The sequence below is a fragment of the Nocardioides nitrophenolicus genome (genome assembly GCF_016907515.1).
In the GTDB taxonomy this organism is placed as follows: Bacteria; Actinomycetota; Actinomycetes; order Propionibacteriales; family Nocardioidaceae; genus Nocardioides; species Nocardioides nitrophenolicus.
On record NZ_JAFBBY010000001.1, the window covers coordinates 3,406,322 to 3,422,836 of the forward strand.

Sequence of the window (16,515 nt, forward strand, 5' to 3'; positions counted from 1 at the left end):
GGGAGCCGTCGGTGATCCGGGGCCGGATCGGCCGGATTGGGACCCGGGCCCGGCTCAGATCCCGTGGTTGGCGACGAAGCGCCGCTCGGGGTCGACCGCGTCGCGGACCCGGCACAGCCGCACCCAGTCCTCGCCGTCGTAGAAGCGGCTGGTGTCCACCTTCGACTCCGCGAAGGTCGGGACCAGGCCGGTCCGCGACCACGCGCCGAGCGCGCGCACGACCGAGAAGGCGGCCGCACGGCCGGCGACGGCGGCCTGGGGCGTCGGCGCCATGGCGAGACAGAGCAGCGCGTACTCGCCCGGGACGTGGGCGAGCGCCCCACCGCCGGCAGCCGGTACGCCGAACGCGCCACCCAGGTGCCGCAGCTCCGCGAACAGCAGCCCGCTCCGGGTGCCGGGACCGACCTGCTCGAGGAAGACCTCGATCCCGGACTCGTCCAGCGCGCCGAGCACGCTGTGCTCGCCGACCGCCGGCGACGGCCCGGGCGGGTCCATGTGCACCTGCAGCAGCGCCGTGGTCGGCATCCGGCCGAAGGTGTCCAGCTCGGGTCGCAGCGCCCGCAGCGGTGCGAGCAGCGCGTCGGCGTCGGCGTCGGACTCGAGGACCGCGCCGTCGACGACGACGAGATCGCGCCCGGACAGGAACGGCGGCAGCTCGGGCAGCGGCGGGAAGCTCATCACCCGCAGCGAGGTGGTGGCGGAGTCGGGTGCGGTGCGGCTCCACTCGACCCAGGCGCGGACCACCTCGGGGGCTCGCTCGCGGTCCCAGAGCAGCATGCCGGCGTAGACGTCGGCGTACGGCAGCAGGTCGAGCTCGAGGGCGACCACGACGCCGAGGTTGCCGCCGCCGCCGCGCACCGCCCAGAACAGGTCCGGCTCCTCGGTGGCGCTCGCGCGGCGCAGGGTGCCGTCGGCGGTGACGATCTCGACCGCGCGGAGCGTGTTCACCGACAGGCCGTGGCGGCGTCCGTAGAAGGACAGCCCGCCGCTCAGCAGGAAGCCGGCCACGCCGACGTCGGGCGCGGAGCCGTGGGGCGCGGTGAGTCCGTGCGGCGCCGCGGCGGCGACGACGTCCTCCCACAGCGTGCCGCCGAGCACCCGCGCGGTGCGGGCGGCCGGGTCGACGGTGACGCCGGTCAGGGCGTGCAGGCGCAGCAGGACGACGTCGTCGAGCGCGCCCTCGGCGAGCGCCGCGGCGCCGTGACCGGTGCTCTGCGGCGCGACCCGGAGGCCGGCCTGGGCGGCCGCCCGGACGACGGCCTGGACCTCGGCCGGCGTGCGCGGCACGGCCACGGCGGCGGGTCGCAGGTCGACGGCCAGGTTCCACGGCGTACGGGCCGCGTCGTACCCGGGATCGCCCGGGAGGTGGATCTCGCACCCGGAGCCGAGCCGGGTCAGGGGAGTGAGGTCAGGAGTGGTGGTCATGGCGCCCAGCCTCTGGTCGGCGCGGCGGCCGCCACCATCCCCGATCCGCGTACTCTCCAGCCCCGCCGGCGCTGGGACCCGGACTTCCCCAGAAAAGTGGGATACGCACCCCCGGGCGGATCGGTCACACTGCTGACATGGCCCGAGGACTGACCGCCGAGCGCGTGCGCCAGGACGTCGACGTGGTCGCGCGCGCCGGCCTGGACCTGGAGACCTTCCTCGCCGAGGCGATGGACTCGCTGCGCCGGGCGGTCCCGTGGGAGAGCGCCTGCGTGGCGACGCACGACCCGGGGACCCACCTGCTCACCAGCGGCCGCAAGTACGGCGCCCTCGCCGGGGAGAGCGAGCACGACCACGAGTTCGCGCTCATCGAGTACGGCGAGGTCGAGGCCACCGCCTTCACCGAGCTGGCCCGCACCCACACCGACGCCGCCGGCGTCCACCTGGTCCACGGCGGCCAGGTCGAGCGCTCGCCCCGGATGGAGCGGTTCATGGTGCCGCGCTTCGGCATCGGCGACGAGGCCCGGGTGGCCTTCCGCGACGGCCGCGAGCTGTGGGGCGCGGCCGCGCTCTTCCGCGGGTCCGACGACCGCCCGTTCGACGCCGACGAGATCGACTTCCTCGCCTCCCTCACCGGACTGTTCGCCCGCGGGGTGCGGGCCGGCGTGCTGACCCGGATGGCCGACGTCGTCGCGCCCACGCCCGGGCCCGGCCCCGCGGTGATCATCGTCGGTCCCGACGACCGGGTCACCCAGATGACGCCGACCGCCGAGCAGTGGCTCGGCGAGCTGGTCGACAGCCCCACCCACCCCGACCCGGTGTCGCCGGTCGCCGCGCTGATCGGCTCCGCCCGCCGCTTCGCCCGCGGCGAGGTCACCGCCCCACCGCGCTGCCGGCTGCGCACCGCCGGCGGCATGTGGCTGGTGCTGCAGGCCGGTCCGCTGAGCAGCTTCCGCGACCGCGACGGCGACGTCGTGATCACCATCGAGGAGGCCCGGCCGCCCGAGATCGTGGCCCTCGTCGTCGCCGCCTTCGGGCTGACCCAGCGCGAGCGCGACGTCACGCAGCTGGTGCTCCAGGGCATCGACACCAAGGAGATCGGGCGCACCCTGCATCTCTCGGCGTACACCGTCCAGGACCACCTCAAGTCGGTCTTCGACAAGGCCGGGGTGCGCTCGCGGCGCGAGCTGATCGCGCGGGTCTACTTCGACCAGTACGTGCCCCGCATGGGCGGCGAGCTGGCCCCGTCCGGGTGGTTCGCCTGATGGCCAGCACCCTGCTGCGCGAACGGGTCCGCCAGGACGTCGGCGTCGTCGCCCAGGCCGGCCTCGACCTCGAGTCCTTCTTCGCCGAGGCCATCGAGTCGGTACGCCGCGCGGTCCCGTGGGTCAGCGCGTGCGTCGGCACCCACGATCCCCAGACGCTGCTGCTCACCAGCGACCGCAAGTTCGGCGACCTCGGCCTCCAGGACGACATGCACGACGACCAGTTCGGGCTGCTGGAGTACGGCAGCCCCGAGCCCACGTCGTTCGCCGTGCTCGCCCGCGCGGAGCGGCCCGCGGCCGGCGTCCACCTCAGCACGGGCGGCGACATCACCAGCTCGCTGCGGATCCGGGAGTACCACCAGCACCACTTCGGCTACCACGACGAGGTGCGGCTGATGTTCCGCGACGGCCGACACGTCTGGGGCGGGCTCGGCCTCATGCGCGGGCCCGACGACCGGCCCTTCGACGAGGCCGAGGTCGACTTCCTGGCCTCGCTCGCCCCCGCCTTCGCCCGCGGCGTACGGCTGGGACTGCTGGCCACCCTCGCCGACTCCGACTCCGACTCGCCGCTCGACCTCGGTCCCGCCGTCATCATCGTCGGCGGCGACGACCGGGTCACCCAGACCACCGGAGCCGCCGAGCGCCGGCTCGCCGAGCTCGGCCCCCGCGGCATCTCGCCCGCCGTCGTCTCCAGCCTGGTCGGCGCCGCCCGCCGCTTCGCCCGCGGCGAGTCCACCGACCTGCCCCGCTGCCGGATCCGCGCCACCACCGGCCGCTGGCTGATCCTCCAGGCCGGCCCCCTCAGCGGGCTCGGCGACGCCGCCGGTCAGGTCGTGATCACCATCGAGGAGGCCCGGCCACCCGAGATCGTCTCCCTGGTCGTCGCCGCCTTCGGCCTCACCCCGCGGGAGCGCGACGTCACCCAGCTGGTGCTCCAGGGGGCCGACACCAAGGCCATCGCCGGGAGCCTGCACCTGTCGGCGTACACGGTGCAGGACCACCTCAAGGCGGTGTTCGAGAAGGCGGGCGTGCGCTCGCGGCGGGAGCTGATCGCGCGGGTGTACTTCGAGCAGTATGTGCCGCGGATGAACGAGCAGCTGGCGCCGTCGGGGTGGTTCGTGGGGTAGCGGTGCGGGCCCGGGCGTGGCCACCGGGCGGTGCTGTAACACGCTGTCCACCCGACTACCTGGCGGTTCTCCGCAGTTCGGAGCCGCTGTGGCGGCGTTTCGTGCGGAGAACCGCCGACCAGACGGGCGGACAGCGTGTTACAGCGGCGGCAGGTCAGCCCGCGAAGGCGGTGACCTCGCCGACGACGGTGACCCGCACCTGGTCCCCGGCCGCCGGGACCGAGTCGCTGGGGGTGCGGGCGGTGACCTGCTCGCCGGAGGCCAGCCGGACCCGGATGGTGGCGTCGTGGCCGAAGAAGCTGACGTCGACGACCTCACCAGGTACGCCGTCGGCGGAGCCGGCGGGGCGGACCTGCACCTGCTCGGACCGTACGGCGAGTCGGGCCGCCCCAGGCGGGGGCGGGGTCCCGTCGGTGCGGACCGCGACCTCGCCGAGCGCACAGTGAGCACGGCCGCCGGGCAGCACCTCGCCGGGCAGCAGGGAGGCGTGGCCGATGAAGGCGGCGACGCGGGGGTCGGCGGGGGTCAGGTAGACGTCGGCGGGGGCGGCGACCTGGAGGAACTGGCCGGAGACCATCACGGCGACCTGGTCGGCCAGGGAGAGCGCCTCGCCCTGGTCGTGCGTCACGAGGACGGCGGCGGCGTCGGCCGCCCGCAGCGCCCGGACGACGGCGCGGCCGGTCTCCTCGCGCAGGGAGGCGTCGAGGGAGGAGAACGGCTCGTCGAGCAGGACGAGGGCGGGGCGGGGAGCGAGCGCTCGGGCGAGCGCGACCCGCTGCTGCTGGCCGCCGGAGAGCTCGTGGGGGTACCGCTCGGCGAGGGCGGGGTCGAGCTCGACCAGGCCGAGTGCCTCGCTGACCACGGCCCGGGCGGTGCCGGCGCGGCGCTGGGCGCGCGGCAGGCCGAAGGCGACATTGCGGGCGACGGTCAGGTGGGGGAAGAGCGCGCCCTCCTGGGGGACGTACCCGATGCCGCGCTCGCGCGCCGGGACCGTCCGCGGGCCGCCCACGACCGGGCGACCGGCGACCGAGATCGTGCCGGCGCTGGGCTCGACGAAGCCGGCGACGGCGCGCAGCAGGGTGGTCTTGCCGCAGCCCGAGGAGCCGAGGATCGCGGTGACGCCCGTGGTGACGGCGAGGTCGAGGCCCTGGAGCACGGGGGTGCGGCCGTATCCGGCACTCAGGCCGCGGATCTCGAGTGCGGTCATCAGCGGCTCCTGATGCTCAGCCGGGCCAGCAGCCAGGTGGACGGGACGGACAGGACGATCAGGGCCAGCGCGTACGGCGCGGCGGCCCCGTACGCGATCGAGGACGCGTCGGACCAGAACCGGGTGGCGAGCGTCTCGGTGCCGAGCGGCGCCAGCAGCAGGGTCGCGGTGAGCTCGGTCGAGACGGCGAGGGCGACGAGCGCGGCGCCCGCCGACAGTCCCGGTACGACGAGCGGCAGGGTCACCCGGCGGGCGACCTCGGGTCCCGAGCAGCCCAGGCTGCGGGCCACCTCCTCGAGGCCGGGCGGCACCAGCTCGAAGGTGCCGCGCACGCTGACCACTGCCCGTGGCAGGAACAGGATGAGGTAGCCGACCAGCAGCAGCGCCAGGGTCTGGTAGAGGTCGGGGACCACGCGGATGGACACGGTGACCAGGGCGAGCGCGATCACGATGCCGGGCATGGCGCTGGCGGTGTAGACGCTGCGCTCGATGGCGGTGGTGACCCAGCCGCGGTGCCGCACGGCCAGCCAGACGACCGGGACCGCGGCGGCGGTGGTGACCGCGCCGGCGAGCACGGCGAGGAGCAGCGTGTTGCCGAGCGCGCTGACCAGCTCGCCGCCCTCGATGCCCGTGGAGGTGCCGCGGACCAGCCAGCGCACCAGCGCGCCCAGAGGTACGCCGAGCGCCCAGATCGCGAGCCCGGCGAGCCCCGCGAGCACCAGCGGCCGGCGCCGCCCGAGTCGCACCCGGGTGACCTGCCGGCTGGTGCCCGCGCCGACCCGGGACCGGGGCCGGCGTCCGCGCAGCAGCAGCTCCAGGCCCAGCAGGAGCAGGCAGAAGGTGACCAGCACCAGCGCGAGCAGGGTCGCCGACGGTCCGTTGAAGACGGTGGCGTACTGCTGCAGGATCGCGGTCGTCAGGGTCGGGTAGTTGAGCAGCTGCAGCGCGCCGTACTCCGCCAGCAGGTGCAGCCCGACGAGCAGCGCGCCGCCCAGCACGGCAGGGCTGATCGCGGGCAGGGTGACCCGGAGGAAGACCTGCCAGGGCCCCTTGCCGAGCGCGGTCGCGACCTCCTCGACGGCCGGGTCGAGCCGGCGCAGCGCGGCGACCGTCGGCAGGTAGACGAGCGGGTAGTAGGACAGGGTCACGACCATCACCGCGCCCGGGAAGGACTGCACGGCGTGGGTGGTGGACACCCAGCCGAAGCCGTTGACGAACGCGGGGACGGCGAGCGGCGCGCAGAGCAGGCCGTGCCACCACCCCCGTCCCGGCACGTCGGTCCGCTCGACCACCCAGGCGCCGGCGACGCCGACCACGACGCTCGTCACCACTCCCGCGACCAGCAGCCGGGTGGTGTTCCACAGCAGCTCGCCGATCCGGGGTCGCCACAGGAAGTCGACGGCCTCGGCGCGGCCGAGTTCGGCGGTGGTCCACAGGACGTAGCCGAGCGGCACCAGCGCCAGAGCGGCGATCGCCAGCCCGACGAGGAGGAGCGCGGGGGTCGAGCGGGTCGACGTGGAGCGGCTCAGAGGAAGCCGACCTCCTCGAGGAGGTCGACGACCTTCTTCGCGTCCAGGTCGGACACGTTGACCTGCGGCGGCTGGAGCTGGCTGAACTGCTGGGTGACGCCCTCGAGCTGCACCTCCGGGTTGAGCGGGTACTCCAGCGCGTAGCTGTCGGCGAGGATCTGCTGGCCCTTGCGGTCGACGAGGAACTTCACGAACTCGCGGGCCTCGGACTTCATGTCGCTCGACTTCAGCACGCCCGCGCCGGAGACGCTGACGAAGGCGCCCGGGTCGCCGCCGGTGAAGTAGTGCTGGGCCGAGTGGTCGCTGACGTCGCCGTTCTCCTTGCGGTCGCGCTCCCAGTAGTAGTGGTAGACGATGCCGACCTCGACCTCACCGGAGTTCACCGCCTCCAGCACCAGGTTGTTGCCGTCGTAGACCTTGCCGTTGGCCTTGATCCCCTCGAGCCACGCCTTGGTGGCCTCCTCGCCCTCGAGCTCGAGGACGGCGGCGACGATCGCCTGGAAGTCGGCGCCGGTGGGGGAGAACGAGATCCGGCCCTGCCACTCGGGCTTCGCCAGGTCGAGCAGCGAGGCGGGCAGCTGCGACTCCTGGACCTGGTCGGTGTTGTAGACGAGGACCGTCGAGCGGGCCACGAAGCCCGTCCACAGCCCGCTGTGCGGGCGGTACTGCTCGGGGATCACGTCGAGGATGTCGTTCGGCAGCTCGTCGAACAGCCCGGCCGCCTCGACCTGCGACATGGCGGGGGAGTTCTCGGTGAGGAAGACGTCGGCGGGCGAGGCCTTGCCCTCGGCGATGATCTGGTTGGACATCTCGAGGTCCTTGCCGTTGCGCAGCTCGACCTCGATCCCGGTCTCCTTGGTGAACTCCGGCGCGAGCTCCTTGAGCAGCGGCTCGTGCTGGGCGTTGTAGATCACCAGGGTGGGCTCGTCGCTGCCGCAGGCGGCCAGGAGCGGGGCGACCAGGGTGAGCGCCGCGACGCCCAGGAGGGGGCGCAGGCCGGTGCGGACCAGGCGGTTGTTCATCGGGGTTCCTCATCGACTCGGTTGGACGGGAGCGTAGTGAGACGGGTCGGGCGCCGGGACGGCACCCGGGCCGACACGTGGTTGACGACCTGCCAGGCCAGGACGCCGACCGCCAGCGAGGCGAGCAGCCCGCCCAGCGGCCAGCGGGTCTCGAACCACGGGTAGACCTGCCAGTGGGTCAGGTAGACGTAGAGCGAGGCGCTCGCGATCACGCCGGTGGGGCCCACGAGCACCCGCGGCCACGGCACGGTCCGCACCCACACCAGCACGAGTACGCCGGCGATGATCACCAGGTTGCGTGGGCTGCTGTCGGTGAACCCCCAGCAGCCGGCGACCAGCACCGCCGTCGCCAGCACCCGGTCCCGCGGCCCGCCGGCGACGGCGGCCGCCCAGCCGCCGAGGAACAGCCAGCCGACGAACAGGGTGGAGTGGATGACGTCGCCGTCGTACGACGTCACCTGGGCGGCGTAGCGCGGCGCGAGCGCGAGCGTGGCCAGGCCGAGCGCCAGCGGGAAGCGGTGTCGTCGCTCGAAGGCCATCACCCGCGGCAGCGCGGTGAGCAGGCCGGCGCCGACGGCGAGGAGGAGCACGACCTCGACGAACCAGTAGTACCAGTCGGGCTCGGACCAGTCGCGGGAGCCGAGGAGGTCGTTGAGCAGCAGCACGCTGCGCCACCCGGGCTCCCCGGTGAGCAGGGCGACCGCGCCGATCCACAGGACCGACGGCACGGCGACCCGGGCCGCCGCCCGGGCCACGCGGCGTACCCGCTGGCGGGGCCCCTCGTCGGCGAGGTGGAAGCGGGCGAAGTTGACGCCCGCGACCGCGAGCAGCACGTGCGCGCCGCCGAGCACCACCCACAGGTCGGTGTGGGAGCCGACGACCAGCACGATCGCCAGCGCCCGCAGCGCGATCGTGGTGTCGACCCGCGCCCAGCGGGGGCGGCGCCGGGGCGCCGGATCGGCCGGGTCGAGGTGGGCGGCCAGCTCGGCGACGGTGCGGTTCGGCCAGTCGGCGGGCAGCCGGCCGAGCCGGCTCTCGAGGCGCAGCGAGAGCTCGACGTACGAGAGGGAGTCTCCGCCGAGGCCGACGAAGGACTGGTCCAGGCCGACGTCGGGCCGACCGAGGATCCGTGCGTAGAGCCGGGTGAGCGAGGCGACGGGGTCGGCGGTGACCGGAGGGGGCGGGGCCAGCCCGAGCCGGCCGACCGCCTGCTGGTCGAGCTTGCCGTTGGGCAGGCGGGGCAGCGCCGGCACCGGTGCGGCGAGCACGGCATGGGCCGGGAGCCCCGTCGCGGCGGTGGCCGCCGCGGTCACCTCGGCGAGCGTCGCGGCGTCCGGGCAGCCGGGGACGGCGACCACGAGGCGGGTGCCGTCGGCGGACTCCGCGCACCCGGTGTCGTGCCCGCCGAGGCCGAGCAGGGTCTGCACCCGGTCCAGGTCGATCCGCTGCCCGAAGAGCTTGGCGAAGCGGGAGCGGCGCCCGACGATCTCGACCAGTCCCTCCGGCGTGAACCGGGCCAGGTCGCCGGTGCGCAGCTCGTCGGGACCGGCGGCGCTGGCTAGGTCGGCCGGCGACTCGGCGTACCCCAGCATCACGTTGGGGCCGCGGAAGACCAGCTCGCCCACTCCGGGCCCGGCGTCCGGGACCGGGTCGATCCGGAGCTCGCCGCCCGGGATCGCGACCCCGACGGTGCCGGGGTGGGTGGCGGCCAGCTCGGGCGGCAGGTACGCCATCCGCGCGGTGGCCTCGGTCTGGCCGTACATCACCACCAGGTCCCAGCCCTCGCGCGCGCCCTGCTCCGCCAGCGCCCGGACCCGGTCCGGGGCCAGCCGGCCGCCGGCCTGGGTGACCTGGCGCAGGCTCGGCAGCCGCGGCCAGCCGGCGGCGCCGAGCAGGTCGAAGGTGTAGGGCACCCCCGCGAACGAGGTGACCCCCTCGGCCCGGGCCCGCTCCCACAGCGCCGGGTCCGTCACCGAGCGGTCGTCGAGGACCACGCTCGCGCCGGCCACGAGGTGGCTGTGGAGCACGGAGAGGCCGTAGCAGTAGTCGAGGGGGAGCGTCGTGAGCGCGACGTCGTCGCCGGTGATACCGAGGTACGACGCGATGGCGCTCGCGTTGCTGTCGAGGTTGGCGGCCGAGAGCCGCACCAGCTTGGGCGAGCCGGTCGAGCCGGAGGTGCTGAGCAGCAGGCGCAGGTCGGGGTGGAGCGCGGGCGCGGGCGTGCCGGTGGTCCGCCAGTGGTCGCCGGCCCGCTCGACCGACGCGTGGTAGGCCCGGGCCAGGCCGTCGTCGTGGGTGAGCAGCGTGGCGTGCCCGCCGCTCAGCGCCGCCAGCCAGGACACCACGAACCCGACGCTCGGGTCCGGCCGGAGCCGGACCAGCTGGTCGGCGCCCAGCGCCGCGAGCTCGGCTCGCGCGATCGCGACCCGCTGGTCGAGGGCGGCGTACGTGAGCGTCTCGGTGGTGGTGCGCAGGGCGGGTCGCTCGCCGTGGCGGGCCAGGCCGTCGGCGAGGCGCGCGACGACCTGTGCGCTCGCTGTGCCTTCCACCATGAACGGAAGGCTAAAGCAAGCCTGCCCTTACTGCGGAGTCAGCAGGAATACTGGGATGACCCGGTCGGTCCACTCGACGTACTTGTCGTAGTTCGGCCACACCGTGACCATGTGCGCCCAGGCCCGCTCCTTCTCCGCGCCGGTCAGCTCGCGCCAGGCGCAGGTGTGGGCCCGGCCCCGGTAGCGGACCTCGGCGGTCTCCGCGGCGCGCAGGTTGTGGGTCCACACCGGCGCCTTCGGGCCGCCGAAATGGGAGCCCGCGATCAGCCAGCCGCCCTGCCACGGCACGCAGAGCAGTGGCGTCGATCGGGGGACGCCGCTCTTGCGGCCCACCACGGTGAGCATCAGGTTCGGCAGCCCCGCGACGTCGAGGATGCTGACCCGGCCGCGGGTCACCTGCTGCAGGTGGGTGTCGGTCCAGGTGATCTGGGGGAGCAGCTTCGGCATCCACGGCTGGGAGCCGAGCTTGATCGCGACGGGGGTGAACAGGCCCATGGGCGAAACCCTAGAACCTGTTCTCCCCCGGTGCGACGAACGGGTCAGCCGATCTGCATGACCCGGGTGCCGCCGGCGAACTTGTCGTGCCAGCCCTGGTGGTTCGGCACGTCGCTGTTGAGGGTGACCGCGATGTAGATCACCGCCGCGAGCTCGGCCAGACCGGCCACGAACGCGCCGAGGATCGGGATCACGCTGATGATGTTGAGCGCGAGGTAGCCGTTGCGCTTGAGCGCCTGCTCCAGCGTCGGGTTCGACACACCGTCGGGGCCGTAGGTACGCAGCTTCAGCAGCATCTTGCCGACGGTCTGGCCGCGGTTGGACTCCATCAGCCCGAAGTACGCCAGGTTGACGGCCACCGAGATGACCGACAGGAACAGGTAGAACAGGAACCACTCGCCCACCGAGTAGGTGAAGCCGGTGAGGAAGATCGCCGACAGCACGCCCCACAGGATGCCGAACACGACCCCCAGCAGGACGTGGTCGATCAGGCGGGCGAGGAAGCGGTTGAGCAGCTCGGCCGGACGGGGCACGCCGGTCGGCGCACCGCCGAACCCGGGCTGCGGCGGACCGCTGTACCCACCCGGCGGGGGCGGCGGCGTACCGCCCGGGGGAGGCGGCGGGGGCGGCTGGTTGTAGGACATGAGAGCTCCTCGAGTGATGGGGTGCGCGTGCGCACCCGGGGGTGGCAGCAATGTAGTGCCGAAATGCGCCTCCGAGACGGCATTGCGAGCGTTCTTGCCCCGTTGCCCGCCCGTTCAACCCGCTGACGCCGGATCCCCCTACCTTCCGACCGTGATCGCTCGCGGAACGCTCGGCAGCCTGCTGGTGCTGCTCGGGGGACTCGTCACCGCCACCCTGCCGGCCTCGACGCCGGTGCTGCGCCTGGGCGCCCTGGGCGCGCTGCGGGCCCACGAGGTCGGCCGGATGACCGGTCTGGTGGTGGTCCTGGTCGGCCTCGGGCTGTTGGCGAACGCCTGGCTGCGGCTGTGCCGCACGGTCGCCGTCGGCGACCGGGAGACCGAGGACCCGGTCGAGGGCGTGGCGCTGGCGCGCTTCGCCGCGACCGTGTGGACCGCGCCGCTGCTGCTGGCCCCGCCGCTGTTCTCCCGCGACGGCTGGTCCTACGCCGCCCAGGGCAAGCTCGCCGAGGTGGGCCTCTCGCCGTACGTCGTGGGGCCGGGTGCGCTGGCCCCCGACACCTTCCTGCCGCTGCCGGGCTGGATCACCGGACCGCCCATCGTGCAGGCCGTGGACCCGCTGTGGTGGGACACCGCGACGCCGTACGGACCGGTGCCGGTGTTCCTCGGGGCGCTCGTCGCGCACATCACCGGCAACCCGTGGATCCTGGTGATCGCCCATCGCGGCTTCGCGCTGGTCGGGCTGGTGCTGCTGGCGTGGGCGGTGCCGCGGCTCGCGGCCTGGGGAGGCGCGAACCCGGCGGTCGCCACCGCGCTGGTGATCGTCTCGCCGCTGATGATGGCCAACGGCGTCGCCGGGCTGCACAACGACCTGCTCATGGTCGGGCTGATGGCCGCCGCGCTCGTGGTGGCCGTCGACCGCGGCTGGGTGTGGGGCGCCGCCGTCGCCGGCCTGGCCGCCGGCGTCAAGGTGCCCGGCGGCCTGGTGGCGGTGGGGATCGTGCTGGTCTCCCTGCCCGCCGCGGCGGGCCTGGGCGCGCGGCTGCGCCGGCTGGGCGCCGCCGGCGCGGTGTCGGTCGGCACCCTGGTCGGGGTCGGCGTCCTCACCGGGATCGGCAACGGCTGGCTGCGCGCACTCACCGTCCCCGGCGAGGTCAACACCCCGCTCTCGGCCACCACCCTGGTCGGAGGCGTCCTCGACTGGTTGGCCCTCCACCTCGGCCTCGGCACCGAGCCCGCGCTCTTCCGCGACCTGGTCCGCGGCCTGGGCCTGCTCGCCTCGCTCCTCGTCGGCGGATGGGTCGCGCTGCGCTGGGAGACGGGCTCCCGGCGTACGGCGATCGCGGCCGTCGCCACCGTCGGCGCCGCCTTCGTGCTGCTCTCGCCGGTGGTGCACCTGTGGTACTTCCTGATGCTCCCGCCGTTCCTCGCCGCCCAGCGCCTGCCACGCCACGCCACCGGCGCCTTCGTCGCGGTGTCCGTCCTGCTCGGCCTGGTCGCGCCGCTCGACTCCTCGCTGCACGGCGCCTACTACGCGATCGTGATCGGCTGCATGACGGTCGCCCTGCTCATGCCGGTGCTGCTGCTCACCCCGCCCGCCCGGGAGCGGCTGGCCCGGATCGTCGCCCCCCTCGCCCCGCCGCTTGCAACCAGGGGCTACGGCACGAGAACCGGTTCGACGACGCCCGGGTAGCTGTCGCAGCGCGCGGGTGGAGGGGCTGGCCGGAATCCACGTCGCGCGCTCCGAGGGTGACCAGGGGCTCGTGGTGGGGTGGGCTGGTCGGGAGGCGCTGTAACACGTTGTCCGCCGGCGTACCCGACCTCGGTCGTATGTCCCCGACCCGTACAGACACCGTTTCGCGACGTCCCGGGTCCGGAACAGCAGCGAACTGCGTGTTACAGCGCCCGAACGGACCCGCCCACCGGCCACCAGGCCGTCAGGCGCTGAGCGCGCCGACCCGGTCGCCGGCGTGGAGGGCCAGCATCCGGGCGACGGTGCGGTCCCAGCCGTACTGCTCGGCCCGCCACCGCGCGGCCGTACGCCGACGCGCCTCGGGCAGCGCGAGCAGCCGGAGCACGGCGTCGGCGAGGGCGCCGGGGGAGGGGGCGGCCCAGGCGCCGCAGGTGGCGTCGACCAGCTCCCGGGCGCCGCCTCGGTCGGCGGTGACGACGGGGGTGCCGCAGGCCAGGGCCTCGAGGACGGCCAGGCCGAAGGTCTCACCGGGGCAGACCGACAGGGACACGTCGGCGGCGGCGAGCCGGTCGCGCAGGGCGGCCCGGCCGTCGACGTATCCGTGGAAGACGACGGGGGCGTCCCCGGCGACGGCCTCCAGCTCGGCGCGGTGGGGCCCCTCGCCGTACACGTCGAGACGCAGCGGGATCCCGCGGCGGTGCAGCTCGACGGCGGTCGCGACCGCGAGGTGGGGCGACTTCTCCCGGGAGAGGCGGCCGGCGTGGACCAGCCGCAGCTCGCGGCCGGCCCGCCCCCGACCGCCACTTCCGGACGCCGGCCGGAAGGTCGCGAGGTCCACCCCGAGCGGGACTCGCGACACCGGGCAGCCGGCGGCGTCGGCGATCGCCCGGAACTCGCCCTCGGCGTACGCCGACGTCACCACGACCTCGTCGAAGCTGCGCACGACCAGCCGGTTGAGCAGCCCGATCGAGACCTTCGAGGTGGTCTCCAGCCCGGTGCGCATCGCGAACATGTCGCCCATCCGCTCGTGCGAGAGCAGCACCGAGCGCACCCCGTTGCGCCGCGCCCACCATGCCACCGGCAGCAGGGTGAGCTTGTCGCTCCACTCCACGCTCGTCGGCGCGAAGCGGTCCAGTACGTCGGTGACCCGCCACGGCTCGACGATCAGCCGGTAGCCGCCGCCGACCCGCGGCGCCCGCACCTGCACCACGTCTCCCAACGGCGTCGAGCGGACGGCGTCGACCGGTCCGGGGATGACGAGGAGGCGCTCGGCCCCGGCGGCGACGTACCCCTGGCCGAGCTGCTCGATCGCAGTCCGCATGCCTCCCGAGGTCGCGCCGACGAAGTTGGCCAGCTGGGCGATCCGCACGGGCACACCATCCCCGCAGTGGATGAACCCGGCCCCACGGCGCGGTTGACGGGCGGGGAAGGATGAGCACATGAGCAACCCGGAGGCGCGTCCCGACGAAGTCGTGTGCGAGGGTCGGCAGGCCGCCGGCGTCGAGCTGATGGAGCCGCGCGAGGTCCCGCTGGGCGGGCCCCGGGCGATGCCGGTACGACGCACCCTGCCCCAGCGGCAGCGCTCGCTGATCGGCGCCTGGTGCTTCCTGGACCACTACGGCCCGGACCTGGTCAGCGAGAGCGGTGGCATGGAGGTCGCGCCGCACCCCCACACCGGCCTGCAGACGGTGAGCTGGCTGTTCACCGGCGAGATCGAGCACCGCGACAGCGCGGGCAATGTCGCGATGGTGCGGCCCCAGGAGGTCAACCTGATGACCGCGGGCCGCGGCATCAGCCACTCGGAGGTCTCCACGCCGGAGACCACGGTGCTGCACGGCGCCCAGCTCTGGGTCGCGCTCCCGGACGCCGACCGCGACACCGACCCCGGCTTCCAGCACTACGCCCCGGCCGAGGTGAGCGGCGAGGGCTGGCGGGCGCACGTCTTCCTCGGCTCGCTGCTCGGCGACAGCTCGCCGGTCACCACCTTCACGCCGCTGCTGGGCGCCGAGCTGGTCCTCGACCCCGGTACGACGCTGCGGGTCCCGGTCGACCCGGACTTCGAGCTGGGCGTGCTCGTCGACCTCGGCTCGGTGACGGTCGGCGGCGTCTCCGCGAAGGTCGCCGACCTGGCGTTCGTCCCACCCGGCGGCGACGAGCTGGTGCTGGCCGCCGGCGACGAGGGCGCGCGGCTGCTGGTGCTCGGCGGGCCGCCGTTCGGCGAGTCGATCGTGATGTGGTGGAACTTCGTGGGCCGCACCCACGAGGAGGTGGTGGCCTACCGCGCCGCCTGGCAGGAGCAGATCACCGGCGCCGACGGCGGGGTGGTCCCCGACAGCCGGCAGGTCGCGCCGGGCCGCTTCGGCGTCGTACCCGACCAGCCGCTGCCGCCGATCCCCGCACCGGGCCTGCCCAATGCCCGCCTCCGGGAGCGCCGGTGATCGCTGGCCTGACCTGGCTGCTGGCGTTCCAGGTGCTCGGCGAGGTGGTGGTCCGGGTCCTCGACGTCACCGTGCCCGGCCCGGTCGTCGGCATGCTGCTGCTCTTCGTCTACCTCCGGGTGCGCCGCTACGGCGACGACGGCGCGATCGTCCGGGCCGGCAGCGCGCTGCTGCGCCACCTGCAGCTCTTCTTCATCCCGGCCGGCGTGGGGATCGTCGCCTACCTCGGCCTGCTCGGTGACCACGCGCTGCCGATCGCCGCCGCGCTGCTCGGCTCGTGGCTGCTCGGCCTCGCCGTGGTCGGCTGGACCGCGGTGGGCCTCGAGCGGCTCCTCGGCAAGCCCCGCGACGACCTGGACGACCTGGGCGACCTGGCGGCCCCGGGGGAGGCCGGGTGAGGGACGACCTGCTGGAGCTGGCGCGCTCCCCGCTGGCGCTGCTGCTGGTCACCCTGGCCGGGTACCAGGCCGGTCGCTGGCTGCAGGCCCGCACCGGTGGACACGCGCTCGCCCAGCCGGTGCTGGTCGCGATCGCCGTGGCCGGTACGGCGATCACCGTGCTCGACGTCGACTACGCCGACTACCGCAGCGCCACCGAGCTGATCGCGTTCTGGCTCGGGCCGGCGACGGTCGCGCTGGCGATCCCGCTGCACCGGCAGGCCGACCGGCTGCGCGGCTTCGTCGTACCGCTCCTCGTGGCGATCGTCGTCGGCGCGACGACCTCGATCGTCAGCGCGGTCCTGATCGCGCGGGCCCTCGGTGCGGACGAGGCGCTGCAGAAGACCCTCTCGACCAAGGCCGCCACCACCCCCGTCGCGATCGCGCTGACCGAGAGCCTCGGTGGCATCCCGCCGCTGGCGGCGGTGTTCGCGATCGTGATCGGCATCGTCAGCGCGATCACCGCTCCCGCCACGCTCACCCTGCTGCGGATCCGGGACCGCCGGGCCCGCGGGCTCGCGGTCGGCGCGGTCTCCCACGGCATCGGCGCGTCCAGGATGCTGCGCGAGGACGAGACGGAGGGCGCCTTCGCGGGTCTCGGCATGGGCCTGTCCGCGCTCGCGATCAGCCTGCTCGTGCCGGTGCTGGCGCTCGTCCTGTTCTGACGGGGATCTCCGACCCTGG

The 16,515-nt window shown here is 74.4% G+C and carries 14 protein-coding genes; 6 read left to right on the forward strand and 8 right to left on the reverse strand.

Annotated features, from left to right (window positions below; genetic code table 11):
- Positions 1-54 precede the first annotated feature (54 nt).
- Entirely contained in the window at positions 55-1,425 is a 1,371-nt protein-coding gene (locus JOD66_RS16655; protein ID WP_204837970.1) for an FAD-binding oxidoreductase, read from the reverse strand.
- A gap of 137 nt (positions 1,426-1,562) precedes the next feature.
- Here JOD66_RS16655 and JOD66_RS16660 point away from each other — a divergent pair, with 137 nt between their 5' ends.
- Both JOD66_RS16660 and JOD66_RS16665 read left to right on the forward strand, forming a co-directional pair.
- Positions 1,563-2,690, forward strand: coding sequence for a LuxR C-terminal-related transcriptional regulator (locus tag JOD66_RS16660; RefSeq protein WP_204837971.1), 1,128 nt, complete (start codon positions 1,563-1,565; stop codon positions 2,688-2,690).
- Positions 2,690-3,817 (forward strand): helix-turn-helix transcriptional regulator, encoded by a 1,128-nt coding sequence (locus JOD66_RS16665; RefSeq protein WP_204837972.1) that lies wholly within the window; start codon positions 2,690-2,692, stop codon positions 3,815-3,817. Before JOD66_RS16660 ends, JOD66_RS16665 begins: the two co-directional genes overlap by 1 nt.
- 154 nt (positions 3,818-3,971) lie before the next feature.
- Here the strand turns inward: JOD66_RS16665 and JOD66_RS16670 are convergent, their stop codons facing one another.
- The 6 genes from JOD66_RS16670 to JOD66_RS16695 form a co-directional block, all read right to left on the reverse strand.
- Complete coding sequence (locus JOD66_RS16670; RefSeq protein WP_239545268.1) at positions 3,972-5,024, reverse strand: ABC transporter ATP-binding protein; 1,053 nt, start codon at positions 5,022-5,024, stop codon at positions 3,972-3,974.
- Positions 5,024-6,478 carry an ABC transporter permease gene (locus tag JOD66_RS16675; protein WP_307823577.1) on the reverse strand — a complete coding sequence of 485 codons (1,455 nt, stop codon included), beginning with the start codon at positions 6,476-6,478 and terminating at the stop codon, positions 5,024-5,026. Before JOD66_RS16675 ends, JOD66_RS16670 begins: the two co-directional genes overlap by 1 nt.
- Before the next feature lie 71 nt (positions 6,479-6,549).
- Entirely contained in the window at positions 6,550-7,575 is a 1,026-nt protein-coding gene (locus JOD66_RS16680; protein WP_239545270.1) for an iron ABC transporter substrate-binding protein, read from the reverse strand.
- Entirely contained in the window at positions 7,572-10,127 is a 2,556-nt protein-coding gene (locus JOD66_RS16685) for a non-ribosomal peptide synthetase (RefSeq protein WP_204837973.1), read from the reverse strand. The genes JOD66_RS16680 and JOD66_RS16685 overlap by 4 nt, the downstream gene beginning before the upstream one ends.
- A 27-nt stretch (positions 10,128-10,154) precedes the next feature.
- Positions 10,155-10,622, reverse strand: coding sequence for a nitroreductase family deazaflavin-dependent oxidoreductase (locus JOD66_RS16690; RefSeq protein ID WP_204837974.1), 468 nt, complete (start codon positions 10,620-10,622; stop codon positions 10,155-10,157).
- A 44-nt stretch (positions 10,623-10,666) separates the two neighbouring features.
- Entirely contained in the window at positions 10,667-11,266 is a 600-nt protein-coding gene (locus tag JOD66_RS16695) for an RDD family protein (protein WP_204837975.1), read from the reverse strand.
- Positions 11,267-11,417: 151 nt separating this feature from the next.
- Between JOD66_RS16695 and mptB the strand changes: the two genes are divergently transcribed.
- Positions 11,418-12,956, forward strand: coding sequence for a polyprenol phosphomannose-dependent alpha 1,6 mannosyltransferase MptB (mptB, locus tag JOD66_RS16700; RefSeq protein ID WP_204837976.1), 1,539 nt, complete (start codon positions 11,418-11,420; stop codon positions 12,954-12,956).
- A 244-nt stretch (positions 12,957-13,200) separates the two neighbouring features.
- On the opposite strand, the gene JOD66_RS16705 is transcribed toward mptB, so the two are convergent.
- A complete protein-coding gene (locus tag JOD66_RS16705; RefSeq protein ID WP_204837977.1) occupies positions 13,201-14,325 on the reverse strand; it encodes a glycosyltransferase in 1,125 nt (374 codons plus the stop codon).
- A gap of 70 nt (positions 14,326-14,395) precedes the next feature.
- Here JOD66_RS16705 and JOD66_RS16710 point away from each other — a divergent pair, with 70 nt between their 5' ends.
- From JOD66_RS16710 to JOD66_RS16720, 3 genes are read left to right on the forward strand one after another with little or no spacing between them, the layout of a single operon-like run.
- On the forward strand, positions 14,396-15,394 hold the full coding sequence (locus JOD66_RS16710) for a pirin family protein (protein WP_204837978.1): 999 nt from the start codon (positions 14,396-14,398) through the stop codon (positions 15,392-15,394).
- Positions 15,391-15,792, forward strand: coding sequence for a CidA/LrgA family protein (locus JOD66_RS16715; protein ID WP_204837979.1), 402 nt, complete (start codon positions 15,391-15,393; stop codon positions 15,790-15,792). Before JOD66_RS16710 ends, JOD66_RS16715 begins: the two co-directional genes overlap by 4 nt.
- Complete coding sequence (locus JOD66_RS16720) at positions 15,789-16,496, forward strand: LrgB family protein (RefSeq protein ID WP_204837980.1); 708 nt, start codon at positions 15,789-15,791, stop codon at positions 16,494-16,496. Before JOD66_RS16715 ends, JOD66_RS16720 begins: the two co-directional genes overlap by 4 nt.
- The last annotated feature ends 19 nt before the right edge of the window (positions 16,497-16,515 follow it).

What these genes read in the sequence shown, in the direction of transcription:
- JOD66_RS16670 (WP_239545268.1), bottom strand. Translation starts at nt 5,024, where the DNA reads ATGACCGCACTCGAGATCCGCGGCCTGAGTGCCGGATACGGCCGCACC.
- JOD66_RS16660 (WP_204837971.1), top strand. Translation starts at nt 1,563, where the DNA reads ATGGCCCGAGGACTGACCGCCGAGCGCGTGCGCCAGGACGTCGACGTG.
- JOD66_RS16695 (WP_204837975.1), bottom strand. Translation starts at nt 11,266, where the DNA reads ATGTCCTACAACCAGCCGCCCCCGCCGCCTCCCCCGGGCGGTACGCCG.
- JOD66_RS16710 (WP_204837978.1), top strand. Translation starts at nt 14,396, where the DNA reads ATGAGCAACCCGGAGGCGCGTCCCGACGAAGTCGTGTGCGAGGGTCGG.
- JOD66_RS16680 (WP_239545270.1), bottom strand. Translation starts at nt 7,575, where the DNA reads ATGAACAACCGCCTGGTCCGCACCGGCCTGCGCCCCCTCCTGGGCGTC.
- JOD66_RS16690 (WP_204837974.1), bottom strand. Translation starts at nt 10,622, where the DNA reads ATGGGCCTGTTCACCCCCGTCGCGATCAAGCTCGGCTCCCAGCCGTGG.
- JOD66_RS16655 (WP_204837970.1), bottom strand. Translation starts at nt 1,425, where the DNA reads ATGACCACCACTCCTGACCTCACTCCCCTGACCCGGCTCGGCTCCGGG.
- JOD66_RS16665 (WP_204837972.1), top strand. Translation starts at nt 2,690, where the DNA reads ATGGCCAGCACCCTGCTGCGCGAACGGGTCCGCCAGGACGTCGGCGTC.
- JOD66_RS16685 (WP_204837973.1), bottom strand. Translation starts at nt 10,127, where the DNA reads ATGGTGGAAGGCACAGCGAGCGCACAGGTCGTCGCGCGCCTCGCCGAC.